The organism is Chitinophaga parva (genome assembly GCF_003071345.1).
Classification (GTDB): domain Bacteria; phylum Bacteroidota; class Bacteroidia; order Chitinophagales; family Chitinophagaceae; genus Chitinophaga; species Chitinophaga parva.
The window spans coordinates 785,423-809,026 of record NZ_QCYK01000001.1 but is presented as its reverse complement, the minus strand read 5'-3'; the positions used below and the strand labels follow the sequence as shown (position 1 = coordinate 809,026).

Here is a 23,604-nt window from a genome sequence, read left to right as displayed (position 1 = left end):
AACTGGCCTACAACGCCGGCTCCGTGGCCATCGCTGACGGCTTTATGGGCATTGTTACCGGGTGGGTCTGGCCAATCTGCCTGTAGATCAGCTCTAGCAGCATCTTGGGGGTGATGCCAAACAGGTGGGCCATTATGTTGATCTCCCTGAGCTTGAATTCCGATGGGCATTTTATCAGCCGGCTAAACCGCTTGCTGTTAATGCCCATTTTTTTAAAGACGTGGGAGCGGTACACGTACTTAAAGATTTGCTCGAAGGATCCGATATGGCCGCCCGTTATCAGCAGACGGACGACCTCAAACTCCTGCTGCACTTTCATAGGCTACCGTTTTCGTTTACGTTTTTGCCGGCGCCGCATGTACACTTCCAATGCCTGTTTTGCCAGCGCCAGGTTTTGATAAGAGGTGAGCAGCATCTTCGTATCGTTATCTATCATGATAAACCACTGGTAAGACCCGCCACGAGACAGGTGGCCAATCTTTTTGCCATCCTGCCAAACCTCAATCCAGTACTGCTTGATGCGAATCAGTTCGTAATTCATAAACGCTAACTTACAGCCCATCCGCACAGCTTGTGCAGAACTTACCGCCTAATAATCTCGCGGGAACACTTTGTCACCTATAAGCGGAAAAACCGGGATGTTTTTAGGGCCAAAACTGCCCCTAATTAGGTCCATATTGAGCCCACGCTACTCTTTGAGGACAATTTTCTAAGTGCTTACTCTTATTTTTTGTTAAGAAACTCCCGCATCTGCGTTCGTTTTATTTACTTGCAAGCAGACCCAATAACTGCTCGCAAAAGGCCCTGACTACCGCACCAATTTTTAACTTCATTAACTACCTTTCCATGACTGAAGTCACTTCCGTCGTCAAGCAGCGCCCGAAGCAACCACTCACCCAGGCGCAGACCGCCTTCCTAAAGGAGCACTACAATACCATGCAGGCATTCGCCGCTCCAAGGTTTACTGACCCGCAGCATTGTGCAGGTGTTGTCCATGAAAGTTTTGAAATACTTTTCAGCCAGGACCCCGAGCTTAAAAAGCCCGTCGAAGCCATGATCCAGCTTTACCAGATTCTGGATGACCAATGCCGGGGAACCAGTTCGGCAAAGACATCTGTAAAACAAAAAGGGCGGCTGCTAAAGCCCCTTCGCAAAAGCGCATAAGTGTATTTTGGCTCAAGAAAAACCATCCGTACCTTATAGGGTCCGCCTCTTTACTCCCCAAAGGTCACCGCTGCCATAGTGGTGGCCTTCTTTTCTAGCCTACAAGCAGGTAGCAACATAGCACTACCAACTCCTTGAAAATTTATCACTCGAGCAAGGCTTATTCTTAACTTAGCGTACCATCCGGCTCCATGGCTGGATGAGACTTCACCCCCTCAACCCCAACATGATCACAACATGGAAACTAACCTCCACACCGCCCATGAAATACTTGCTGACTTTTTGGAAACCTGGGACGATGACGCGCTCAGGGATATGACGCTACCCGATTACGTAGGCATCGGAAGAAAAGACACCTTCGTGCAATACGTAGAGAACAAAACCAAACCGCTGGGAAGTATCGGCGGCATGGACTCTTCCAAATTCGGTATCTGGGAAAGGCGGGATCCTAGCCACCAGCCAGGCCGGTTCGCCAATGTAGGAAAATACTCCTGGCCACGACGGCTGCCTTTCGCCACCGCAGCGGAGGTTTTTGCGGCCATCAAAACCGAGCTACTCTCCATCGTAGCTGCCGCCAGGACAGGCAACTTTGCCGTGATTGACCGCCCTGGGATCCTCGTGGATTTCTTTAAGTGGAAGGTGGCCTTTTTGTACAGCAACGAGCGGCTGATCCCCATTTTTAGTAGGGACGTGCTGGCAGGCATCGCCCAAGGTCTCGGCCTACCCGGCAATCCCAAAAAGCTGCCAGTCTGGGACATTCAGCAAGCCATGGTGGCGGGCAAGCCTTTCGGCATGAACATCTACCAGTACGCCAGGCACCTGTTGGACCGCTATCCGTCTGCCCGGCAAAGAAAACACGACCACGACCAGCAGGGTACAGGCCAGACGGGCCGCAGGCGCAACACCCGCAAGGCCTCTACCGGTAAAAACACGGGCACTCTTAGCCGCAAAGGCACCGGCCCTACCACCGTCAACCAGGAACATAACCGGCTCCAGGAAATCCTCCGGGCAAGGCTGGAGGCCCAGTATGGTAAGGATAATGTACTTCTGGAGCATAACTACGTTGACCTGAAAGTGAGAACTCCGGAAGGTAATGTACTCTACGAAGTGAAGTCCGCCGCCTATGCCTCCGATTGTGTCGAAGAAGCGCTCGGACAGGTGCTGCGCTACGCCTTCCATCACAGGACAGGTCAGGAAGATGCAGTGGCGCTGGTTGTTGCCGGTAAATTTCCGCCCAACGAAAGTGACAGCGCCTACATCGCCTTTGTGACCGGACAGTTAAACATTCGCTTCAGCTATATGGCTATCGAATAAATATTGGTCCAGCGCACTGCCTTACCATCTACCTGCCGGCCACCGCAGCCAGCTGTAAAGGTCGGTTGCGATACTTTTCTTAATTGCGATTTGATATGATCGTTGAACAAGCCCGCTGAGAACCGGGCTTTCTCATGAAATGGCCTGTCAGTTATTTCCTTGTGTGGCTCCACTGATCAATTTGTTGGCATATTTGTCCCGCTCCCTGGTGACACTCTGAAGCCACTGGACATACATTTGGTCTGGCATTTCCCGGTAGCCCAAATCCAGTAACCGCATGTAAATGGCTTCCATTTCGGTAAAGGTCTTCTTTGCTAAAGGCAACCCGTGGGCCTTTTGTTCCTCATAAACGTGTTTGAGAGTTTCTGCTTTGAGTAACATTGCCTGCACGTTCAGCGGAAAATACTTAAGGGAAAGATCACATGCTTTCAAAATAAACCCATCGGTGTAGTTATGGGTCTTATGCTCATAGCCCTTTGCCAGGTCCAGGATACACAGACCAATAGACTGCTGACTACCCAGCGTATCCATGTAAATCCCTGACTGGACCGCCTGTAAGGGCAAATATCCTGACGCCATGATCCAGGCGTCAATGGGAAAACAACCAGAAGTAAGTTCGGTATTATACCAACCGATTTTTTTACATCTATTTTGAATATAAATATGATTGGGCGCCAGCGCAAGCCAGCAAGAAGCGCCGATTTCATCTGCCAGAATCTTATATAAATAGGGCAGACTGTGACAATTTCCACTCTTTGTCGCCAGTAACTTCGTTACAAACATATATCCCCAGTCCTTGCTACCGGTGTAATCAGTGAAGTCGTATGTGTAAGGCAATAGGTTATAGGCCTGCCCATCTTTGCCAATAAGATGAATGGTATCCTTAAGAAATCTATAGATGGCAAAATTTTTCTCAAAGTTGTTACTGTCTGAGTAGTGGTAGTTCTTTACTGGATTTGCTGTCATCCAGGCTTTGATTACTGCTGCAAGCATCCCAATGTGGGAATTAAATTTCTCATACCGCATGCCGCCCAGCGTAAAGGCGTTCTCAGTTATAAAGACAGCCTTCTTAAAGGACTCTGCATCTGGCTTGGTAATCAGTGAAGCCAACGAGTCATAGGCGGAATCATAATACTCGTGGACAGCGCTACCTTGCGCAAACCCCGGATGCTTCAATGTCAGCGCCAGCAGTAAAGGTAAAAGGAACGGTATTCGGGGACGCATATACTGGAAAAAAACTCTCGGCTGATTAAAACAACAATCGGGTTTCTACATTTTTCAACTTAAGTTGTTCATACACCATCTTCACATAGTAGCCGCTATAGGGCAATATCGCTATTTTGTCCTGCTGAAGCTGGGCGCTATGCACATCGGAAGGGAACACTACTGGAATATAAAGCCCCTCCTTAATTTTGATTCTCCGATTGGAGGCCTTGATAACGCCCAGTAACCCGGGCAAGTGAACCGGTGAATATTCCTGCAAATAAATTTCAATACTGCCATCCCTTTCCACGACTATCGCATATACCTTCAGGCTTTTTATAGGTTTGTGGTACATCTTCTCAAACCAGTTGATGCCACTTTGCAAGCTGTCGGTAGCTGGCTGCTCAAAAGTGTAGGTGATCGGTTGCTGGGCTCTCGCGCCGAACATAACAGTCAAGAACAAACCTATCAAGATCAATTTTTTTCCCATTATTTACCTCCAAAGTATTGAAGTGCAGTACGCAAAATGCTGAAATTGTTGTTATTCAGGGCTGGGGTTGTCGCAATATTGTCTTTTGGCGTGACATAATTACCCATCGGCCCTTGGTGGGGCACAAACGCATCGACATTCTTTGAGTCGATGGTAAACAAGGGCACTCCTGCTGCTGCTGCCTTAAGCCCATCGCCCCGCATTTGAACGGAGGCGTCCCGATTAGCGTCCGGATAAAGATCAGCAACCTGGTGGGTGTGCGCATCTCCAATTTTAATCAGACTGCCATCCTTTAGGCCCGCAATCTTGGAATCATCGGCAAATGAAAAATTTGGTCCGTTATTTTTGTCCGAATTGGTAAAAGCTGTCAAGGTCGCCTTTTCTGGATCCAAGACCAGGGTTGTTGTCTCTTCTTTATAGGTGTTTATATCCTTTCCGTCGCCATTACCCGCCGCGTAGAGCCCTTTAAAGTAATCTCCCTCGGACTGACCGCCAGGAAGTGACACCGTAATGATCTTGCTGTTTGCCTGGAGGTCCGAGGTTGCCGCCGCCGAAGTCGTACCCCCATTTTTGCTCTCAATATCAACAAATTTATCCGTGCTGATAATGCGCTGATTGTTTGTTTGCGCCCCATCGCTGCCTAAGTATTTCCCGGCCTTGCTGTAATAGTCATCCCACGGCGCCCTGCCGTCAGGGTCAGTGAATCTGATCGGATTGTTATACACAAAATTATACGGGCTCCACTCAGGAAATTTGGTCCCCAGCGGATCAGGACTCCACCATCTGCTCGCTGACGAGTTGTCGGAAAACTTTTGAAAAGTCGCCGTCGACTTAAGCAACCGAATAACCCTGCGAGTACGAATATTTATTAATACCGATCCGATACGCTGGACAGAATCATAATCAAAGGTTTCAATAAACTTACCTTTGGATAAGGTCAGTATTTTACCTTTCTTCCCTATCGATTCGAACGGGTTGTCCACCTGGGCATGGCAAATAATAGCGGATAAGATCAGTAGCGACAACAATGCAAATCGATTAAAGCTCATAAACTAGGCTTAATGGGTTAATTTTTTTTGTTTTGAAAAGATGACCTTTGTGCTCTTGCTTCCAGCTTTACCCGCTGCTGCAGCTTTTGGGTAGCCAATCGCTTCTTTTCGACCTCAATAGAGGTAAGCCACTCCTGATAGGCCGCTGTTGGCATATCCTGGTAACCAACACCATCCACGCGGCTATCAGCCTCCAACATTTCCTGGAAGGCCTTGAATGCTGTAGGGTATTTGGAGAGCTCTTCCGGTTTGGGCATGCCGGCAGCTTTAATCTCACGCAGTGCAATCGAACGCTTTAAGTTTGCATCTACCAGTAGAACGGTTATGTTGGACGGATCCACCTGAACAATGGTATTTCTGATTTGTGCAGCCAGCTCATCATATTCGAACTTTTTTAAATAGCCTAAGAGTAAATCAGAAAGGCAGCGGGCATACAACTGCCGCTTCGATAAAGTGTCGAGGTACGTTCTATTACGGAGGGCTTTGGAATTTATATATCCGCTGCCGGTGATCCAGCTACCGGAAACAATATTGCCATTCGTTGTCTCGTAATCCAGTAACCTGCCCCGGTTGTCCATAAACTGAATAAAGGAATGGCTAGGGGCAAGTGATAACCACGCTTTTGCCCCAAACTGTTCGGCGATCATGATATAAACGAGCGGAAGAGAATGACACTGCCCTGAACCGGTGGCCAGGCACTTGGAAGCAAACATATTGGTATAATCCTTTTCCCCCATGTAATCATCAAATGAATACTTTAGCGGAGGTACGATGTGGGTTAAATGGTCGGTGGTATCATAATAGGCATTTGCATGCTCATATATCTGTTGGATAGCATAATTGACCGACAAGCTGCTCTTTGCAGACAAACCCCCAGCTTTCAAGATTTGTCGCACCTGACCAGCCCGTACCTGCAGGGCCCGGATAAAGCGCTCCCGGCTTAACCTGTTGTCCAAGTAGGCGTTTTCAACTTCATATACCGCCTGGGAAAGTGAAAATTTATCCGGATCCATCTTTAGCAGCCGGGCGAGGGCGACCCGGTATGGACGGATTTCGCCCTCCTTTTTGAGCGCCTCTTTATATATGTCACCCAGTATTTGCTCCCGCTCTTTATCGGCATCGAGCATTACCTGACGGGCTGTCTCTGCTGGTGCCAAACCGACTGCGAGCCTGGGCTGGGGACCTGCCATAACCTCCGCCGTACCAGGAAACCCAACCCCGCTGGATGGAAGGCCGTGAGGATCAACGACCACCGCAGTCCCAACAGGTGGTATTTGATAGGAAGCAGGAGCCGGAATTCTTACCTGTACTCCCGCAAACGGGTCATTTGAAAAAACGGAGTAGTTAGCACGAACCTGAGCAATTGCACGGGAAGTTGATAAAGCTGACATAAACCACAAGCCGAGGTAAAAAAATTTTAAACATCGCCGATAGGGAAGTCGGCTTACAGATGCTCCTCGAATGGCATTTATCCGCATGGGTGGGTATAAGGGGTAATGGTTACTTTAAAGATAGGTAGAAATCCTATTAATATAAAAACGATTTTAGTCTCGGCGCTGAGGCAATTGATACGGTGATCGAATCGCTTTATCCATCTGTGTTTTTGGGCGGGCCCTAAAAGAAAAGCAGCCTTGAACAATATATGAATCCTCATTTCCCGCCGACTGCAGCCAGCCTGCGGTGGCATTCTTAACAATCGTGCATAGGTAATTAGTCGTAAATTCAATAAACCTTAACTATTTACCTGTGAAGGATGGCGTTGTCAAGGAGGCAGCATTCAAGGAACTTTATATTTCCTTTTATCCCCGTATCTACGCGGCCGCGTTTTCTCTATTGCGCCATCATCAAGCTGCCGAAGACGTCACCCAGCAAGTGTTCCTACGCCTTTGGGAAGGCTGGTCTACCATCGAAGCCGCGAACCTGGAAGGCTATCTTATCACCATGGCCAAGAACACGATCCTCAATCAATTTCGCAGTAACACCGTCCAGTCAAAGTACCGCAGGTATTTAAAGGAGCAACTGGAGCTGCCGGCCGGCAACGTGGAGGATCTGCTCATTGAGCGACAACAACTGTCGCTACTACAGGACACCGTCCGTCACCTGCCACCCAGGCAACAGCAAGCCTGGCGCCTGGCCCGGGAGCAGGGGCTCACCTACCGTGAAATCGCCCGGCAGATGGGCATCTCCAAAGACTCTGTAAAGGAACTGATGCAAAAGGCCAGCGCTGCCATTAAGGCCTTGCTTGGCTCCATCACGCTCTGGATCACCATCATTATTTTTTTACTGGGGCCACCCCCCCAAAGACACCAGCTGCGTGTCAATAATCAGGAGGCCGTCGCCAGAAGCTATGACTGAACAGCGATTTAAACAGCTGCTGGAAGGCTATCTCGCAGGATCCTTGACCAGCGGCCAACTGAAGGCCTTTCTGAAAGCAACCAGACAGAAAGACTCAGGGGACCTTTTGCTACAGCATTTGGAGGAAAAGATTAGTCAGGCCCCCAAAGCTGCAGACGACACACTCGCAGCAGCAAGCCTGGAGCGCTTTATGGCCAGAATGCAACAGGGCCAGGCCTTAGTGACCCAGCTACCCCGTAGCCGTCACAGGCCAGTGAGAAGGATAAGATACACAGCGGCGGCGGCGTTGCTGGTGGTAGGAATTGCTTTTTTCATAATTACACGGGACGGGCGGCATGATAAGGTTCCCCCTATCCCAACTGCTCTGATAGCAGTAGCAGCTGACCACTCAGCCCAGCTGCAGCTGGGCGATGGCAGCTCGGTGGTCCTGGACAGCCAGGCGGTAGAGAGCCCGGCTCTTTTATCCCGTGGCATCACCTACCATCCCGATAGCACCAGGCTGGTGTACAAAGCAGACCAACCAAAACGGGGGCTTGGTGGATCCCAAACGCTTTCCACAGGCAGGGGCGACCAGGTAAACGTAGTGCTCCCGGATGGTACGCGGGTCTGGCTAAATGCCAAGTCAGCCCTGCGTTATCCGGCCACCTTCCTGCCGGGAGCGCGAGTGGTAGAGCTATCGGGAGAAGGATACTTTGACGTGCGCCCTAATCGCGGCAGGCCTTTCCAGGTGCGGACCGCCAAGGTATTGGTAACGGTGCTCGGCACCACCTTTAACCTGAAGGCTTATGCTGGTGAAGAAATGATCACGACAGGTGTTTACCAGGGCAGGGTGCAGGTAAGTGACTCGGCTAGACAAACGTCTCTTTCTGCTGGCCAGCAACTGGTGATCACAAGCGATGGCAACTGGCACGCAGCGGCAGGCGCCGAACTGGCGGCAGCCGCTGCATGGAAAGATAAACTGTTTGTTTTTCGCCGTACTCCGCTGCCCGATATCATCGCTGAATTATCCAGATGGTATACCGTAGAGTTTCAAATCGCACCAGGTCTGTCCCGTACCTTCAGTGGCACCATACCCAGGACTGCAACGATAACAACAGTACTGGAAGTGCTAAAAGAAAGTGGCATCTCTTTTAGGAAGGACCGGAACAAAATTGTATTTTTCGATTAGCAGACATATTCCAAAGTCCACTACTCCCATGAGGCCACATCCTCATCCTCTCTGAAAGCCGCATTGCGACAGATGTTTCGAACGTTTCAAAGTCGCGCCCAAAATAAAAACAGGCGGATACTGTCTACTACCAGCATCCGCCTTTCGGGCTGAAAGCCCCAGACCTTGTAGGACATATTCCGGTCGGTCCAAGACAAAGGTATGGGGAACATGCAAACGAGCAATGTAATTGTAAAAGTATTTGGGGTCTGCAAACCCGCTGCCGGCGCTCTTTTCAGAGCAAGCCATCTTTCCCTCCTACTTGTTTTCATGTCCCTGCATTTTAACTTCAGTGCCGCCGCCCAAGGCAAGGTAACGCTCTCCGCCGACCAGGCCGATATCTCCACGCTCTTAAAAAACATCGAGGCCCAAACCGGTTATCACTTCTGGATGGAGGACGGAGTGACAACCCAGTTTAAGCCGGTCTCTATCCATGGACTGAACCTTACGCTACACGCTGCGCTGGACCTCGTCCTAAAAGACCAACCACTCACCTATAAGATCATCGACCATATAATCGTCGTAAAACTGTCCAACGCCACCTCCACAGCCCTGCAGGTGAGTGGAACGGTGCGGGCGGCCAGCGGGCCGCTGGAAAACGCCAGCGTGGTGGTGATCCAGACCGGGAAAGGTACGGCCACCAGCACCCAAGGAACCTTCCGGCTGCCAGACGTTCCACGGGGAGCGATACTGGCGGTAAGCTGCGTGGGATTTACTCCGCAACAGCGCACCGTTCATGATGACAGTCCGCAGGTGTTTACCCTCGTACCAGCCGAAAAGGAGCTGGACGTCCCCGTGATCGTAGCCTATGGCGTGGCCTCTCAGCGTACCAGCACCAGCCATATCAACAACCTGACTGGCGCCCAGGTCGCCATCCAACCCGTAAACAACGCCTTGTTTGCCCTGGAAGGAACCCTTCCCGGCATTTTTGTGCAACAGGTGACCGGCACCACCGGCGGCCAGGTAAGCATTCAAATTGGTGGCCGCAGTTCCATCAGTAGCGGCAACGACCCCCTCTACATCATCGACGGCATTCCTTTCCCCTCCACCTCTCTGGTACAAACCGGCGGCATTATCAACCAGGGCAGCCCCCTGCAGTTTCTTTCCCCCCAAGACATCGAGGGCATCACGGTCCTAAAAGACGCCACCTCAACCGCCATCTACGGATCCCGGGGCGCCAATGGGGTGGTGCTCATTTCTACGAAGAAGGCGAGGCCAGGTGGGGGCACGGGCTTTTCTGCGACCACCACCGCCGGCATTGGCATGATCGACCGGCGAGTGCCGATGCTTTCCACGCCCGAGTACCTGCAGATGCGCCACGAGGCCTTTGCCAAAGACGGGGCCAGGCCTGATCCGGCCAAGGACTACGATCTGCTATCATGGGACACCACCCGCTACACCGACTGGCAAAAAGCCCTGATCGGCCATACCGCCCCACAGTGGGAGCAGCGGCTGTCCTTTCACAGCAGCGGGCCTGCTCTGCGGACGTATTTTTCTGCTGGTTATGGCAAGGAGGGCACTGTCATGGGCCAAGACTTCCATTCCAACAGGGCTACCGGCCATGGTAGCATTAGCTACCGTTCTACCAAGGGGAGGCTGGCGGTGGCGGTGTCCTTTAACGGCAGCCTGGTAAGGCATTACCTTCCGGCAGCGGATCCTACGTCGTTTGCCTTACAACTGCCGCCGGATGCCCCCGCCGGTAGACTACCAGACGGTTCCTTTAACTGGGCGCCTGGTTTTAATAATCCATATGCGAACATGGCGCAGTATTACAAAGCTCGGAGCCACACAGCCGATATCACCAGCCAAATATCTTATGCTATCTGGAATTCGTTACGGCTGAAATTTAATGCAGGAGTTGTGGCTGAAAAAATGGATGAAATAAATGTAGGTCCTGTTGCCTCAATAAATCCATCCGCAGGAATCACAACTGGACGCTCGGGATTTGGGAAAAATTCGTTGCAATCTTGGACTATGGAACCCATGCTTGAGTACAGCCATTCTATTGCTAGAGCAAAAGTGCTTCTGTTGGCAGGAGCTACGCTTCACAGGGCCAGCAACAATAATTATATCATCAACGCCACTGGCTACACTGACCCAAACAGCTTGGAATCCATCAGGGGGGCCGCAGCAATCGACACACTCACGAATCAAAGTTTAGACTACCGGTACCTGTCCGGTTATGGTAGAGCTAGGCTCCAGATTAAGGAGCGGTATATTATGGAACTAACCGGCCGAAGGGACGGCAGTAGTAGGTTTGGGCCCAACCGGCAATATGCAATATTCGGTGGAGTTGGTGCAGCCTGGCTAATATCCGCAGAACCATGGATGCACAGTCGGTTCAATACCTTAAGCCTCGCAAAACTGAGTTTTACCTACGGAACCACCGGTAACGATCAAATCGGAGATTACGCCTTTCAAAATCGCTACATCCAAGCTACCTATCCCTATGGTGGACTGCGAGGACTGGTCCCCCAGCAGCTTTCCAATAATGACTACAGCTGGGAAGAGTCTCGGAAATTAAACATTTCTGTAGACCTGGGATTTCTCAAGGATAGAATCCAGCTGTCTGCCACTTACTACTGTAGCCGGACCTCCCAAGAGCTGCTTACCCTACCATTATCTGGTGTCACCGGGTTCCCTTCTATCACCAGGAATTCCGGCGCCGTGATTATGAACCGGTCATGGGAGTTTACGCTAAATGCCATCGCTGTGCAAGGGCATCGGTTCGCCTGGACGTGGTCCGCTAATTTGACGTTTCCACAAAACAAGCTGACATCCTTTCCAAGTATCAACACCACAAGCTATGCGGGCGTGCTGCAGGTGGGTAAAAGCCTGGCTGTTTATAAAGCGATCCACGCGACGGGAGTGGATCCCGGGACCGGTGAATACACCTTTTTGGACGTCAACCAGGACGGCCAGATCGCTCCGCCAGGTGACCTCACCGCATATAAGAGCATGGACCAGCAATACTACGGAGGTGTCAGTACCAAAATAACTGTTGGACAATTCAGTATTGATCTCCTTTTTCAGTTTGTAAAACAGCAAGGTTTCAACTACCTCTCCTTTAGCGGAAATGCGCCTGGCGGAATCGCCAACCAACCTACCTGGGTGCTGGCTCGTTGGAGGGATGTAGGACAGCGGGCTTCTGTTCAGAAATTTACGCAGGACTATTCTTCTACAACCTATGGAGCTTTTGCCAACCTCACCTCGAGCGATGCCATCGTCAGCGACGCATCCTATGTCCGATTAAAAAGCCTCTCTGTTAATTACAAAGTTCCTGTTAAAAACGAACCCCATCAGAACCGGCCGGAAATAGACATCTTTCTTCGCATGGCCAATATGCTGACATTGTCGGAATATAAAGGTCCTGATCCCGAAACTCAATCAGTACTTGGTTTCATGCCACCTTTGCGGACAATCATTGTAGGCGTAGCTCTTAACCTTTAAAACACAAAATCATGAAACCAGCAAAAAATTGGGCCTGTTTAATAATCTCTTTTGCCGCATTCGGTTCACCATCGTGCAAAAAATTCCTATCTGCAAAGACACCAACTCAATACACTTCCCAACCCAGCCAGCTAAAAAACGATTCAGATGCGAATGCTGCGGCTGTCGGCATTTATGAACAGCTATCTGGTACAACCTCTGGATTTTCATCCGGCCAAAGGAGCATTGCAGTCCTTTGTGGGCTTTATTCCGATGAACTGCAAAATTTTTCACCGGCTCCAGAACTGCTACAGTTTTATTTCAATAGCATAGCGCCAACAAACAGCATCAACCGTAGCCTATGGTCGGACCTTTACAAGGTGATCTACCAATGCAATAACTTGCTGGAAGGGCTCAACAATAATTCAAGCATTTCCCCTTCCCTTAACAGCCAGCTACAGGGAGAGTCATTATTTTTTCGTGCCTACTTCTATTTTTACCTCGTTAATCTTTACGGAGGGGTTCCACTTGCATTGTCGTCAAATTATGCAGTAAACGATTCCCTTAGCCGGTCATCCATGAATGTAGTTTATGGTCAAATCTGGCGTGACTTAATCACAGCGGCTTCTCTACTTTCCGATGACTATGCTGGTGACGGGGAACGCATACGCGCTAACAAAAGTGCAGCGGAAGCACTCTTGTCCAGAGTTTCATTATATACAGGGGACTATTCACAATGTATTTCCAGCTCGAGTAATGTAATCTCCCGAAACAACCAATATCAGCTTTGCACCCAGCCCAGTCAAGTATTTCTAAAAAACAGCAACGAAGCTATCCTCCAGCTTAAGCCAGTGCTCCCAGGATTCAATACAGCCGATGCAGAAGTATTTATTCTCCCTCGCATCCCTATGCTTGTGGCCCTTCAAGACGGTCTTGTGAATAGTTTTGATAGCACTGATTCCCGAAAGAGCGAGTGGATTGGCGCATACGTTTCGAGCGGCCAGTCCAATTATTTCCCCTTCAAATATAGGAAAAGGACATTCGAGGGCCTTTCGGAGTATTTGATGATGCTTCGGCTGACTGAACTCTATCTTAATAGGGCAGAAGCATATGCCCATCTGGGTTACACGGACAGTGCGTTGCGAGATTTGAATATGATACGCGCAAGAGCAAGCCTACTCGCAGATTCGCCGATGGGCCAGCAGGATTTATTAAGGGCCATTTATGCAGAACGCAGGCGGGAGCTTTTTACGGAATGGGGTCACCGGTGGTTTGATCTAAAAAGAACCGGTATGATCGACAGCGTAATGACTGCGATGAGGGGAAGCGCCTGGAGGCCGAGTGCTCAATTATTTCCAATACCCGCAACTGAGATCGCACTTAATCCTCATATAGTCCAAAATCCAGGGTATTGACACAGCAAACCCGCATTATTGCTTCAAAAACCTAATCCTATCGAAAGAGAAGACAAATAGTTCATCACCCCGTAAGGCCACCAAATGGTTGCTGTAGACGGCAAAGTCCCGAATGCCCTTCCCATCATAGTCAGGAACATAAAAGCTGCCCAAATAGTGGAATCCAGATACGGAGTACACATCAATTACTGAGCTGGTAAAAGCCAGTTTCCCCTTTTCATTATCTGCCCTTCGGCTGGAGTAAATAAAGAGCCATCCGTCTGAAACACAGGCATGTTTGTTGATCCGGGTAGGAGGCGAAGAAAAAGTTACTTTTCGTTCGCTGCTGATGCGGTGCATTGATATTTTAGCAAAGGTAACAGTGTCGATGGTAGTTCCATAGTATACTGTGTCCAGCCCCTGGTTAAACCCTATCAGTCCATTTCGATAATAATAGACATAAATGAACCTGCGACTGGCAGGATCGTACAGCAGGCTTCCATCAGCTGAAAAAAAAACATCCTGTTGACCAGTGAGTATAGAATTGTCCACCGTCAGTTTCTCTCCCGGCACAAAGGAGCCAAGGACGTACTGATTGCTGACAGTGTCTACCGCCCGGAAGCCAAATCCACTATCGCTAGGAGCAAGCAGGTCAAAACTTGGTATACCATCTGGCATAGACGTCGGCCGTAATGACCCTGCCCCAATGAATGCATAAATATTAGGGGTAATGCCCTCGACCAATAACGTCTGTTTTCCCTTTTCCACAATTCTAGCTGCTCCCCAGGCAAAATTGACAGAATCAGGAAGGTCCAACAAACTGGTATCACAATTTTTTAAGGTGAAGTCTGTTGTTAGCATCAACCCTGACTTTTTCGTATCTCCCAGGACAATCCTGTTGTCGTCCAGGGAGATTATGTACAAGGAGGACGAATTCAGATCGATATGATTGGGGTCGTGTAAAACGCCCATTACCATCCGACGATTAAATCCTGTAGGCTGGCCCTCCCTATATTTGGCATAAAGCTGCAGAAAGCATACAATACCAACGGCGATAATGGTAGTAATGCCTATGCGAAGTACTGTTTTCATGCTCTTTTATTTTATAATAAGAAAAGGCCGGGAGAGCCCGGCCTCGTTTTTGGGGAACTTATGAAGAAAGGTTTAATTGGTTGGAATGGAATAACATATGCCTGTGAAACGTGTCGCACAAGTTCCCCCAGCATAATACAAACCATCATCCGAGGTCATACCGCAAACGGGACCAATTGACGTCGTGCATAAAGCCTGGCATTGGCCACCAAGTTTACCATAGACAGTCGGCAGCCTGTTTACATGGGCTTTGACGGTAAGTGCCCCGATGGCGGAAAGAAACAGCATCCCTGCCATTAAGAATTGTTGACGTTTCATAAAAGTTGGATTTAATGATTGGTGCGACATTTCAGGTAGCCGCCTTCACCTTAATAGATAAGCCGGTAAGTATATTTTATGGTTGACCTGGGCCGGCGTCTGTCGCTCTACTATTACGACGCCGGTGAGTGCCAGGCCCGTAAAAAGGCAATTAAAGGCCAGATGTTGGGACCAGTTCATGCCTGAAAGGATGCCCCCGCAGCTGCAGGGAACGTAAGCCGCAAATTTCATGATTGCTATTATGTATGCCGTAAACGATGCCATCAGGAAAAGCGAAAGATACATGCCCAAAAGTCTGGTCTTGGTAAAGAACAGCAGGCCAACAGCGATCAACTCTGTCACAGGCACTGCGATCACTATGAATCCTACGAAATAAGTGAGCAAGGGAGACTGTCCGACTTCCGTCCTGAATTTTTCCATGTCGGAAACCTTGCTGATGGCGGCATAGCAAAATAAAACTTGAAGCAGGCAGGCAATGATGAAGGAAGTCAGGCTGCCGGCCTTTTTAGAGGCCCATTCCATGAAATGAAATTTTTCTGCGCGGCGGCACGGTACTGGGAAAATTGGTTGGTAGTAACACTCGTTACGGCCGTAAAATTATTACTATCAACCTCCATTAAGTTAGGAGCAAACGAATAACTTAGCCGTTATCGCAAAGGTTTTCAATCCTCGCCTCCGGTCTTCGGACAAAGCGCCTTTTAAGTTTGATACTCCGTGCTGGTAGTATCCGAGATTTACGTAGTACTCGTGGCGATACGGCCCACCACCGTCTTACCGCATTTGAAAAGGTCGAATAATCCTGGTATCCAAATTCCAGGGCTATAATCTGCAATGGTTTTTCGGTCCATATGATCTGCCGCAAAATGGCCTCCATCCTTGCGCCTATGAAATATTCCATCATAGATAGCCCAAAATGCTCTTTAAAAATCTTCTGAAGCGTTCTTCCGCAATGAGCCACCGCCATCGCCAGTTGGGACAGCGGCGGTGGAGTGCTTTTCTGAATAGCGACCAGTAGCAATACGCGGATCCGGGACACCACGGCAGCATGGCAACATGGGTCTTCCGGATCACAGCCAGCAGCACTGAGTGAAACACCCAAATCTCCCATTGCAAACAGCAGCATCCTGTCATAGCATTCCCACAGCCTGTCCAGGGACATCCGCCATCCACACGTTGCCAAATTGCCCGCTGTTTCATTTATCATCTCCTGTAACTTCCCTCCCTCCTGTTTGTCATGCCAGGCATAAAAGGTAGGAGCCATCAGCCACCCTGTTAAGTCCGGGAGTGAACCCTGATAATAGCGCAGGCGGTCATGGGAGATCGCAAGTAACAACAAACGTGTAGTGCCGTATACCTGTAACTCTATTTCGGGGAGATTGCCTGGCAAAAGCTCCCATCTACCGGGCCCGAGCATACTGGCGCCGTATCGGCATTTTAATGCCACCGTGCCAGCCAGCACGTACACTAAGGTCAAGTGGTCCTCTACGCAGTGCAACTGGACTGACTTACAATTGCGACCTGGCTGGAACTCCTGTAGCCAGGCCAGGGGAAATTCCTCGCGCACGGGCTGACAGATCACCCTTCCTCCAGCACCCCATGTGCTAAAAAAAGAGTCCGGCGCCCGGGAAGGATCCACATCCAACAGTCCTGTCCCTAATGATGACCAATGAAAGTACCCCCGACCCTTCTCCTCCAAAGCAAAAGGCATAAGGTTAAACATAAGTTTAAGACAATTTGATGACTCAAAAAGATGATGAAAATGCGGTGGAAGGGATGGAGAAAGGAAGTTTTTTTAAGTGCAGCAATACTAAAGTAAGGAATTTGTTTGTGAAAAAAACAGCTTATCTTTAGTCAGCTGCTAATTTCCCCTCTCGACTACTCCTTCCAACGTCTCGGTATTAGGAACGACAGCATTGTACGCGATGTAATGACTTCCTGGCTAAAACATTTTTATGAGCGCCAAACCAACAGCAGGGAGTGCCCGTACCCACGAGCAAGGATTCACTGATTTATTCAATGAATACAACGCCGCTCTTCGATATTTTGCCGAAGGGCTCCTTAAGGATCGTACTCAGGCTAAGGATGCCGTGGCCACCGTTTTTGAATCATTATGGAATAACGGTAACTGGCAAGCATTGCAAGTGCCCTCATCCTATCTTTATAAGGCTGTATACCATACTTGTCTAAACATAACCACCAGTAACAAAGCCAGGCAAAAACGCCAAAAAACTGCTTCAATCCAACAACCTGTTGATATAGATGAGGCCGTATTAGAGCGGATTTATCGCGCGGAAGTATATCGGGAATTGCACTCCGCACTTCAGAAACTTCCCGAACAATGCCGACGAGCGATGCAACTCTCTTACTTGGATGGGCTGACGGTGGAAGAAACCGCCAGGATAATGGAGATATCGGCCAGCGCAGTTAAAACCCACCGGATGCGGGGAGTCAAACAACTGAGAAAGCTACTCTCAGACCAGGTATTCTCCCTATTTTTCTTTCTTTAAAAAAAATTCCTTTCGCCTGTAGACCAAAACAGAAATTGTCTTGTGTTAATATACGGAAGGGGTCATCCGTAGCAGCAAATAGGATGGCTCGAGAAAGGAATTTCATCTAATTGACTTGTTAATTTCTTTACATGGAAGACTCCGTTGACATAATCATTCGCATGGCGAAACTAACCACGCGGTCGCTACAGGAGAAAATCAGTCCAGAGGAACTCGTCGAGCTGAAGGATTGGCTGGCCCAGAGTGAAAAACACCGAAGGTATCTGGCCAACCTTTTCTCAGACGAATCATTGGAGGAATATGCCAAGCCCATAAGAAGCGATGCAACCCAGCCAGAAGAACGGGAAACTGAAAAGGACAAAATAAGAAAGACACCTGCAATTATTAGGAGATTGATCGCTTGGGCAGCCTTGATAGCAGTTTTGGGTGGCCTCAGTTATTACCTATGGTGGCAGTCTAATGAAAAGCATTTGTTGGAGAAACCTGGACCAATATCTACTGCTTCTGTTATCGAGCCAGGGACCAGCAAAGCAATACTGACCTTGCCCAATGGACAACAGCTTTCTTTAAAGACCGGCCAGGACACCGACTTGTTGCTTTCAAATTCCGTTATTAAGCAGAGGGGTGGTACTATCAAATATCAGTCTACACAGCAATCAGGTAGGCAAGAGTATCACGTTTTATCTACGCCTCGAGGTGGCCAATGGCATTTAACACTTCCTGATGGGTCAGAGGTTTGGCTTAACGCCGCATCCTCTATAAAATATCCCACGTCCTTTCTGGCACAAGACCGAGAGGTCGAAATAACCGGAGAGGCGTACTTTCAAGTAAAGAGTTCTCCTTCCGCCCCGTTTATAGTTAAGGCTCCCCATACCACTGTCACGGTATTGGGGACGTCCTTTAACATAGCCGCCTATGCTAACGACAGTACGGTTGAAACTACCTTGGTTGGTGGAGTCGTAAAGGTATCAGCAGGCGGAAAGACAAGGGACCTTCAACCAGGTACACAAGCTGCAACTACCGCAACCGGTATTATTGTCAGATCAGCGAACCTTGACGCTGTAACCGCCTGGAAAGAGGGTTATTTTTACTACGATCAGGCTTCTCTAATATCGGTCATGAACGATCTGGAAAATTGGTATGACGTGAATGTAAAATTCGAAACCGACTTTAGCAAACTGCCGCATTTCAGCGGAAAGATAGACCGCAACATTTCCCTGGATAAAATTCTTTCGATGATTTCAGAAACGAAAGTCGCCACATTTAAAATAGAAGGCCGGACAGTTATTGTCCAGGAGGCAAAATAGATCATCCCTTTTTATCAAAACCAACCTCTTAACTCATTTGTCATGCGTGCTCACAAGTTTGTCCGTCAACGGACCAGGTACCGTATTGCTTACACTGGGCGGATCCTGGTACTATTTCTACTTCTCTTTTCGCCCGGATTATTGCAGGCTAAGGAAATTCAATATCCGGCTATCTCCATCCAGCTCAAACAGGTTCCGTTATCTACCGCCCTGCTCAAATTACAGGAGGCCAGCCATTACGGGGTGTTATTTCATGCAGATGACGTCATCAAATATGGAAAGCCCGTCACTATCAGTGTCAAAAAGCAACCACTGCCCAAAGTATTAAACTTACTTTTCGAGCATCAGCCCTTCACCTATCATATTACTGACTCCTACATTACTGTCGCCTATAAGAGCCCTGAGTCAATTATCCCTAAATCAGAAACCAACCAAGTCGGAGACACCAGCTCTATCACGATCACCGGTCACATCTCCTCTGAAAAGGGTGAGCCGCTGGCCGGTGCTACCGTGATGGTAAAAGGAACTCAAATAGGTGCTATCACTGATGGAGGCGGAGATTTCGTTATCAAAAATGTGCCCATATCTGCGACCAGCGTCCAGGTCCATATATTGGGCTACAAAACCTTAGAAATAGTGCTCAATGGGTCCAGACGCCTCGCAATCCGCTTGCAACAAGCGACCAACTCCTTGGACGAAACTGTTATCCTGGCTTATGGCAACACATCGAAACGACTCAATACCGGCAGCATCAGCGGGATTTCTGCTGACAAAATCTTTAGTCAGTCCGTGGGCAATGTGTTATCTGCGCTTGAAGGGCGTCTCCCGGGATTATACATTAGTCAAAACAGCGGTGTGCCGGGGGCAAGTATGAATGTCGTGGTGCGTGGCATAGGCAGCATTTCTAGCAGCGCCAATCCTCTCTACGTTATAGATGGAGTGCCGTTTACCAGCAACTCAATTGGTTCAACCGCATTTTCGTCCTCTATGACTAACGGCGGCAATCCGATGAACAGTATCAACCCCTCGGACATCGAAAGTATAGAGGTGCTGAAAGATGCCGACGCAACCTCCATATATGGTTCACGCGGCGCTAATGGAGTTATCTTGGTTACTACAAAAAAAGGGAAACCGGGAAAAACGACCGCTAATTTCTCCGCTTACACTGGGATCAGCCAGGTGGCAAAGTTCAAGGACGTGCTTGACACACGGAATTACCTTCAAATGAGAAGGGAGGCATACTCAAACGATGGTACCATGCCGAATCCCGCATCAGCTCCGGATTTATTAGTCTGGGATAGCACCAAAAATAACAACTGGCAAAAGAGACTAATTGGCAACAATGCGCATATTACGGACCTTCAGGCCACCCTATCAAGTGGCAATGCCACAACGCAATTTCTTATAGGCAGCGGATATCATCATGAAACAACAGTTTTCCCCGGTGACTATGGAGACAAACGTGGATCCGCATATATAAACCTTTCTCATTTGTCTGAGAACAATAAATTTAAAGCCTCTATAACCGCCAACTATTCCTCCGAAATAAACGATCTATTTTACACGGACATTACCAATGCAGCCCTTACTCTTCCTCCTAATGCACCAGATTTAATCGACAAAACCGGAGCACTCGTATGGCCTCCGTCCATTAGTAATCCGTATGCATATGAAAAGCAAACTTATAAAGCTACAACCAATAACCTTTTATCGTCAGCTCAGTTAGGTTATATGCTCTTTCCATTTTTGGAATTAAAGCTCAACGGCGGATTCACTCGTATGCAAATGGATGAGATCAAGACCATCCCCCTCAGTTCCCTGAATCCCGCAACAAACACCAATGCCAACACTTCGTCTCTTTTTGGAAATGGCAGTACTCAGACATGGATCATTGAACCCCAGCTGGCATTTACAAAAAGCATCCAAAATGGAGTACTTCAAGCCTTGATGGGATCGACTTTTCAGCAGGACGTCACTCAGAGCAACGCAGTATTGGCTACCGGATATTCAGACGACGCGCTTATGGAAAGCATGGCAGCCGCTGGAACGCTCACTCCTCAAAGCGTATTATACTCAAAATACAAATACAATGCTCTGTTTGCGCGAATTAACTATAATTACAAGGATCGCTATATTCTGAACCTGACAGGTAGAAGGGACGGCTCGAGTCGTTTCGGTCGTGGGAAACAATTTGCAAATTTCGGATCGGTAGGCGCTACTTGGATATTTTCAGATGAAAAGTGGATTAGGAACCATTTTTCCCTCTTAAGTTTTGGCAAACTGAGGGCAAGCTACGGCTCCACGGGCAATGATCGCATAGGCGATTACCAATATCTCAGCAACTGGTATCCGACGATGTATCCATACAATGGTATTGCTGGTCTTCATCCTGCCAACATTGCCGTACCTGATTATTCATGGGAGACAACGAAAAAACTGGAGGTAGGACTTAGTTTTGGCTTTTGGGATAATCGACTGATTGCTAACGCCGACTACTATAGAAATAGGTCTTCCAATCAGCTCGTAAATTACAATCTTCCTCCCAGTGCTGGATTCACCACTGTTATAGCAAATTTCCCGGCTCTGGTACAAAATAAGGGATGGGAAATTGACATTACCTCTATCAATATAAAATCTTCCAAATTTTCCTGGAGGACGAGCGCCAATGTTACAATTCCCAATAACAAACTGGTATCATTCCCCGGTCTGGAAACATCAGCATACAGCAGCATTTATATCATCGGTCAGCCGCTAACGATTCAAAGGACATTCCATGTTGCCGGCGTGGATCCTGCCACAGGAATCTACCAATTCCAAAGCGGAAAAGACGGCTCATATACCACATATCCGCAATCCCCACAGGACCTAATTTCAAGTTACAATTTGAGCCCCAAAATCTATGGCGGACTTGACAATGAATTACGTTACAAAAACTGGGCATTGGATTTCTTTATTCAGGCAGTAAAACAGGAAGGATACTCGATACCTCCAGTGCTAAACCCTGGTTTCATTTCCAATCAACCGCAGTCTGTAATGGCGCGTTGGCAACATCCTGGTGATCAGACAACGGTCCAAAAATTCAGCATGAGTGGGCAGGCGTTGATCCCGAACATTTATGCCAAACTCTACGGTGATGCCTTCTATGAAGACGCTTCCTTTATTCGTCTCAAAAACGTGCAACTCTCTTATTCGCTTCCTACAATGTTATTAAACAGAGTAAGCATCCATGGTTGTTCGCTCTATCTGCGGGGGCAGAATCTTTTAACCATAACGTCCTTCTCTGGTCTGGACCCGGAAGTTAACGCCCGAACAAATAATCCAGTTCTCCCTACGCTTAGAACTTTGACCGCTGGAATTCAATTGACGCTTTAATCCTTACAATTATGAAAAAACAAGTTGTAAATAATATCATCATGGCTCTTCTACTCCCGGCAATGCTACTTTCTTGCAAAAAATTCCTGCAAGTGGGCGCTCCGAAAACGGGACTGGTTGACGCCAGCGTGTTTGCCAGTAAATCAACGGCTATGGCCGCAGTAACCGGTTTATATGCGGACATGCAAGGAAATTATAGCTTTGCCAGCGGCGGACCTGAAAGTATTGGGCATGTATGTGGGCTGTCCTCAGATGAACTCGTAAATTACTCTCAAAGCCTTGATTACGCGGGCCTGTACCAAAACACCGTTACTCCATTAAATGGGACTCCGGCAGGTAGTACCTGGAATAATCCATATTATTATATCTACCAATGTAATGACATCATTGCCGGAGTTACGACATCTTCCACTATTGCAGACGAGGACAAAAAGGAAGTGATCGGCCAGGCCGAGTTCATCCGGGCATTTTGCTATTTCTACCTGACAAATTTATATGGTGACATCCCGTTAAATCTTACAACCGATTACTCAAGCAACAGGAATTCTTCCAAGGCTTCGTCAGATAAAGTGTATGAACAAATTATTGTGGACCTGCAAGAAGCAGCCGATAATCTTCCAGCTCCTGGGCCTACGGACACACGGATCCTGCCCAACAGCGATGTAGCCACGGCCATGCTTGCACGGGTCTACTTGTATTTAGCAAAATATCCAGAAGCCATTGCAGCAGCCGATAAAATAATTGCCAATACGGCAAGATATCAACTTCTACCCGACCTCTCTACCGTTTTCCTAAAGGAAAGCAGAGAGGCAATATGGCAACTCCAACCGGTCATTCCTGGGCAAAATACTAATGAAGGAGTCGACTTTATCCTAACCGCCGCTCCCACTAACGCAGTGCTATCCGACCGTCTTTTGGATGCCTTTGAACCTGCCGACACCCGCAAAACATTTTGGGTTGGAAATATCACAGTAGACGGCACCACCTATTATTTTCCGTACAAATACAAAGTACTTTCCTCCTCCGATCTGACCGAGTACTCAATGGTGATACGCCTGGCAGAACTGTATCTGATCAGAGCAGAAGCAAAGGCCATGACCGCAAATCTTGCTGGAGCTATGGCGGACCTGAATATGATACGCCATAGGGCGGGCCTCGGCAATACTACCTCCTCTACCCAGGCGTCCCTACTTCTGGCCATTGAACACGAAAGACAAGTTGAACTCTTTACGGAATGGGGACACCGATGGCTTGATCTTAAACGAACGGGGAGAGCTACAGCTGTGCTCTCACCATTAAAGCCGTCCTGGAAACCAACTGCTGTTCTTTTTCCGATTCCACAAAGTGAGATCAATGCCAACCCTCATATTACTCAAAATCAAGGATATTAATTTGTAACAACA

The 23,604-nt window shown here is 48.4% G+C and carries 20 protein-coding genes; 10 read left to right on the top strand and 10 right to left on the bottom strand.

The window, feature by feature from the left end:
- Positions 1 to 7: 7 nt before the first annotated feature.
- Positions 8 to 319: a hypothetical protein gene (locus tag DCC81_RS03545; protein ID WP_108685208.1), complete on the bottom strand. Its 312-nt coding sequence runs from the start codon at positions 317 to 319 to the stop codon at positions 8 to 10.
- Positions 320 to 322: 3 nt separating this feature from the next.
- Positions 323 to 541 carry a hypothetical protein gene (locus tag DCC81_RS03540; protein WP_133177528.1) on the bottom strand — a complete coding sequence of 73 codons (219 nt, stop codon included), beginning with the start codon at positions 539 to 541 and terminating at the stop codon, positions 323 to 325.
- Between the two features lie 305 nt (positions 542 to 846).
- Between DCC81_RS03540 and DCC81_RS03535 the strand changes: the two genes are divergently transcribed.
- Together DCC81_RS03535 and DCC81_RS03530 are read left to right on the top strand one after the other, a co-directional pair.
- Positions 847 to 1,164: a hypothetical protein gene (locus tag DCC81_RS03535; RefSeq protein ID WP_108685206.1), complete on the top strand. Its 318-nt coding sequence runs from the start codon at positions 847 to 849 to the stop codon at positions 1,162 to 1,164.
- Positions 1,165 to 1,401: 237 nt separating this feature from the next.
- On the top strand, positions 1,402 to 2,478 hold the full coding sequence (locus tag DCC81_RS03530) for a hypothetical protein (RefSeq protein WP_133177527.1): 1,077 nt from the start codon (positions 1,402 to 1,404) through the stop codon (positions 2,476 to 2,478).
- A 147-nt stretch (positions 2,479 to 2,625) separates the two neighbouring features.
- Here the strand turns inward: DCC81_RS03530 and DCC81_RS03525 are convergent, their stop codons facing one another.
- Genes DCC81_RS03525 through DCC81_RS03510 form a run of 4 tightly spaced genes read right to left on the bottom strand, consistent with a single transcriptional unit; the run spans position 2,626 to position 6,611 of the window.
- Positions 2,626 to 3,702 carry a hypothetical protein gene (locus DCC81_RS03525; protein ID WP_108685204.1) on the bottom strand — a complete coding sequence of 359 codons (1,077 nt, stop codon included), beginning with the start codon at positions 3,700 to 3,702 and terminating at the stop codon, positions 2,626 to 2,628.
- A 25-nt stretch (positions 3,703 to 3,727) separates the two neighbouring features.
- Complete coding sequence (locus DCC81_RS03520; protein ID WP_108685203.1) at positions 3,728 to 4,171, bottom strand: hypothetical protein; 444 nt, start codon at positions 4,169 to 4,171, stop codon at positions 3,728 to 3,730.
- Positions 4,171 to 5,220, bottom strand: a complete 1,050-nt coding sequence (locus tag DCC81_RS03515) for a hypothetical protein (protein ID WP_108685202.1) — start codon at positions 5,218 to 5,220, stop codon at positions 4,171 to 4,173. Before DCC81_RS03515 ends, DCC81_RS03520 begins: the two co-directional genes overlap by 1 nt.
- Positions 5,221 to 5,237: 17 nt before the next feature.
- Positions 5,238 to 6,611: a hypothetical protein gene (locus DCC81_RS03510; RefSeq protein ID WP_108685201.1), complete on the bottom strand. Its 1,374-nt coding sequence runs from the start codon at positions 6,609 to 6,611 to the stop codon at positions 5,238 to 5,240.
- A 355-nt stretch (positions 6,612 to 6,966) separates the two neighbouring features.
- On the opposite strand from DCC81_RS03510, the gene DCC81_RS03505 reads away from it, so the two are divergent.
- The 4 genes from DCC81_RS03505 to DCC81_RS03490 all read left to right on the top strand — a co-directional run bounded on the left by DCC81_RS03505 (position 6,967) and on the right by DCC81_RS03490 (position 13,626).
- Positions 6,967 to 7,575, top strand: coding sequence for an RNA polymerase sigma factor (locus DCC81_RS03505; RefSeq protein WP_165806423.1), 609 nt, complete (start codon positions 6,967 to 6,969; stop codon positions 7,573 to 7,575).
- A 253-nt stretch (positions 7,576 to 7,828) separates the two neighbouring features.
- The gene (locus DCC81_RS03500) at positions 7,829 to 8,743 is read left to right on the top strand and encodes a FecR family protein (RefSeq protein ID WP_165806422.1); all 915 of its coding nucleotides are present in this window, start codon (positions 7,829 to 7,831) and stop codon (positions 8,741 to 8,743) included.
- 210 nt (positions 8,744 to 8,953) lie between these two features.
- Positions 8,954 to 12,232, top strand: a complete 3,279-nt coding sequence (locus DCC81_RS03495) for a SusC/RagA family TonB-linked outer membrane protein (RefSeq protein WP_165806421.1) — start codon at positions 8,954 to 8,956, stop codon at positions 12,230 to 12,232.
- A gap of 11 nt (positions 12,233 to 12,243) precedes the next feature.
- Positions 12,244 to 13,626 (top strand): RagB/SusD family nutrient uptake outer membrane protein, encoded by a 1,383-nt coding sequence (locus DCC81_RS03490; RefSeq protein ID WP_108685197.1) that lies wholly within the window; start codon positions 12,244 to 12,246, stop codon positions 13,624 to 13,626.
- A 15-nt stretch (positions 13,627 to 13,641) separates the two neighbouring features.
- Here DCC81_RS03490 and DCC81_RS03485 read toward each other — a convergent pair whose 3' ends face one another.
- The 4 genes from DCC81_RS03485 to DCC81_RS25490 form a co-directional block, all read right to left on the bottom strand.
- Complete coding sequence (locus DCC81_RS03485; RefSeq protein WP_108685196.1) at positions 13,642 to 14,697, bottom strand: hypothetical protein; 1,056 nt, start codon at positions 14,695 to 14,697, stop codon at positions 13,642 to 13,644.
- A 72-nt stretch (positions 14,698 to 14,769) separates the two neighbouring features.
- Positions 14,770 to 15,015 (bottom strand): hypothetical protein, encoded by a 246-nt coding sequence (locus DCC81_RS25340; RefSeq protein ID WP_133177526.1) that lies wholly within the window; start codon positions 15,013 to 15,015, stop codon positions 14,770 to 14,772.
- Between the two features lie 45 nt (positions 15,016 to 15,060).
- Complete coding sequence (locus DCC81_RS03480) at positions 15,061 to 15,537, bottom strand: MauE/DoxX family redox-associated membrane protein (RefSeq protein WP_108685195.1); 477 nt, start codon at positions 15,535 to 15,537, stop codon at positions 15,061 to 15,063.
- A gap of 118 nt (positions 15,538 to 15,655) precedes the next feature.
- Entirely contained in the window at positions 15,656 to 16,276 is a 621-nt protein-coding gene (locus DCC81_RS25490) for a helix-turn-helix transcriptional regulator (protein WP_165806420.1), read from the bottom strand.
- A gap of 691 nt (positions 16,277 to 16,967) precedes the next feature.
- On the opposite strand from DCC81_RS25490, the gene DCC81_RS03470 reads away from it, so the two are divergent.
- The 4 genes from DCC81_RS03470 to DCC81_RS03455 all read left to right on the top strand — a co-directional run bounded on the left by DCC81_RS03470 (position 16,968) and on the right by DCC81_RS03455 (position 23,592).
- Positions 16,968 to 17,522, top strand: coding sequence for an RNA polymerase sigma factor (locus DCC81_RS03470; protein ID WP_108685193.1), 555 nt, complete (start codon positions 16,968 to 16,970; stop codon positions 17,520 to 17,522).
- A gap of 131 nt (positions 17,523 to 17,653) precedes the next feature.
- On the top strand, positions 17,654 to 18,829 hold the full coding sequence (locus DCC81_RS03465) for a FecR family protein (RefSeq protein ID WP_108685192.1): 1,176 nt from the start codon (positions 17,654 to 17,656) through the stop codon (positions 18,827 to 18,829).
- Between the two features lie 42 nt (positions 18,830 to 18,871).
- The gene (locus DCC81_RS03460) at positions 18,872 to 22,201 is read left to right on the top strand and encodes a SusC/RagA family TonB-linked outer membrane protein (protein ID WP_108685191.1); all 3,330 of its coding nucleotides are present in this window, start codon (positions 18,872 to 18,874) and stop codon (positions 22,199 to 22,201) included.
- A gap of 11 nt (positions 22,202 to 22,212) precedes the next feature.
- On the top strand, positions 22,213 to 23,592 hold the full coding sequence (locus DCC81_RS03455) for a RagB/SusD family nutrient uptake outer membrane protein (RefSeq protein ID WP_108685190.1): 1,380 nt from the start codon (positions 22,213 to 22,215) through the stop codon (positions 23,590 to 23,592).
- Positions 23,593 to 23,604 lie beyond the last annotated feature (12 nt).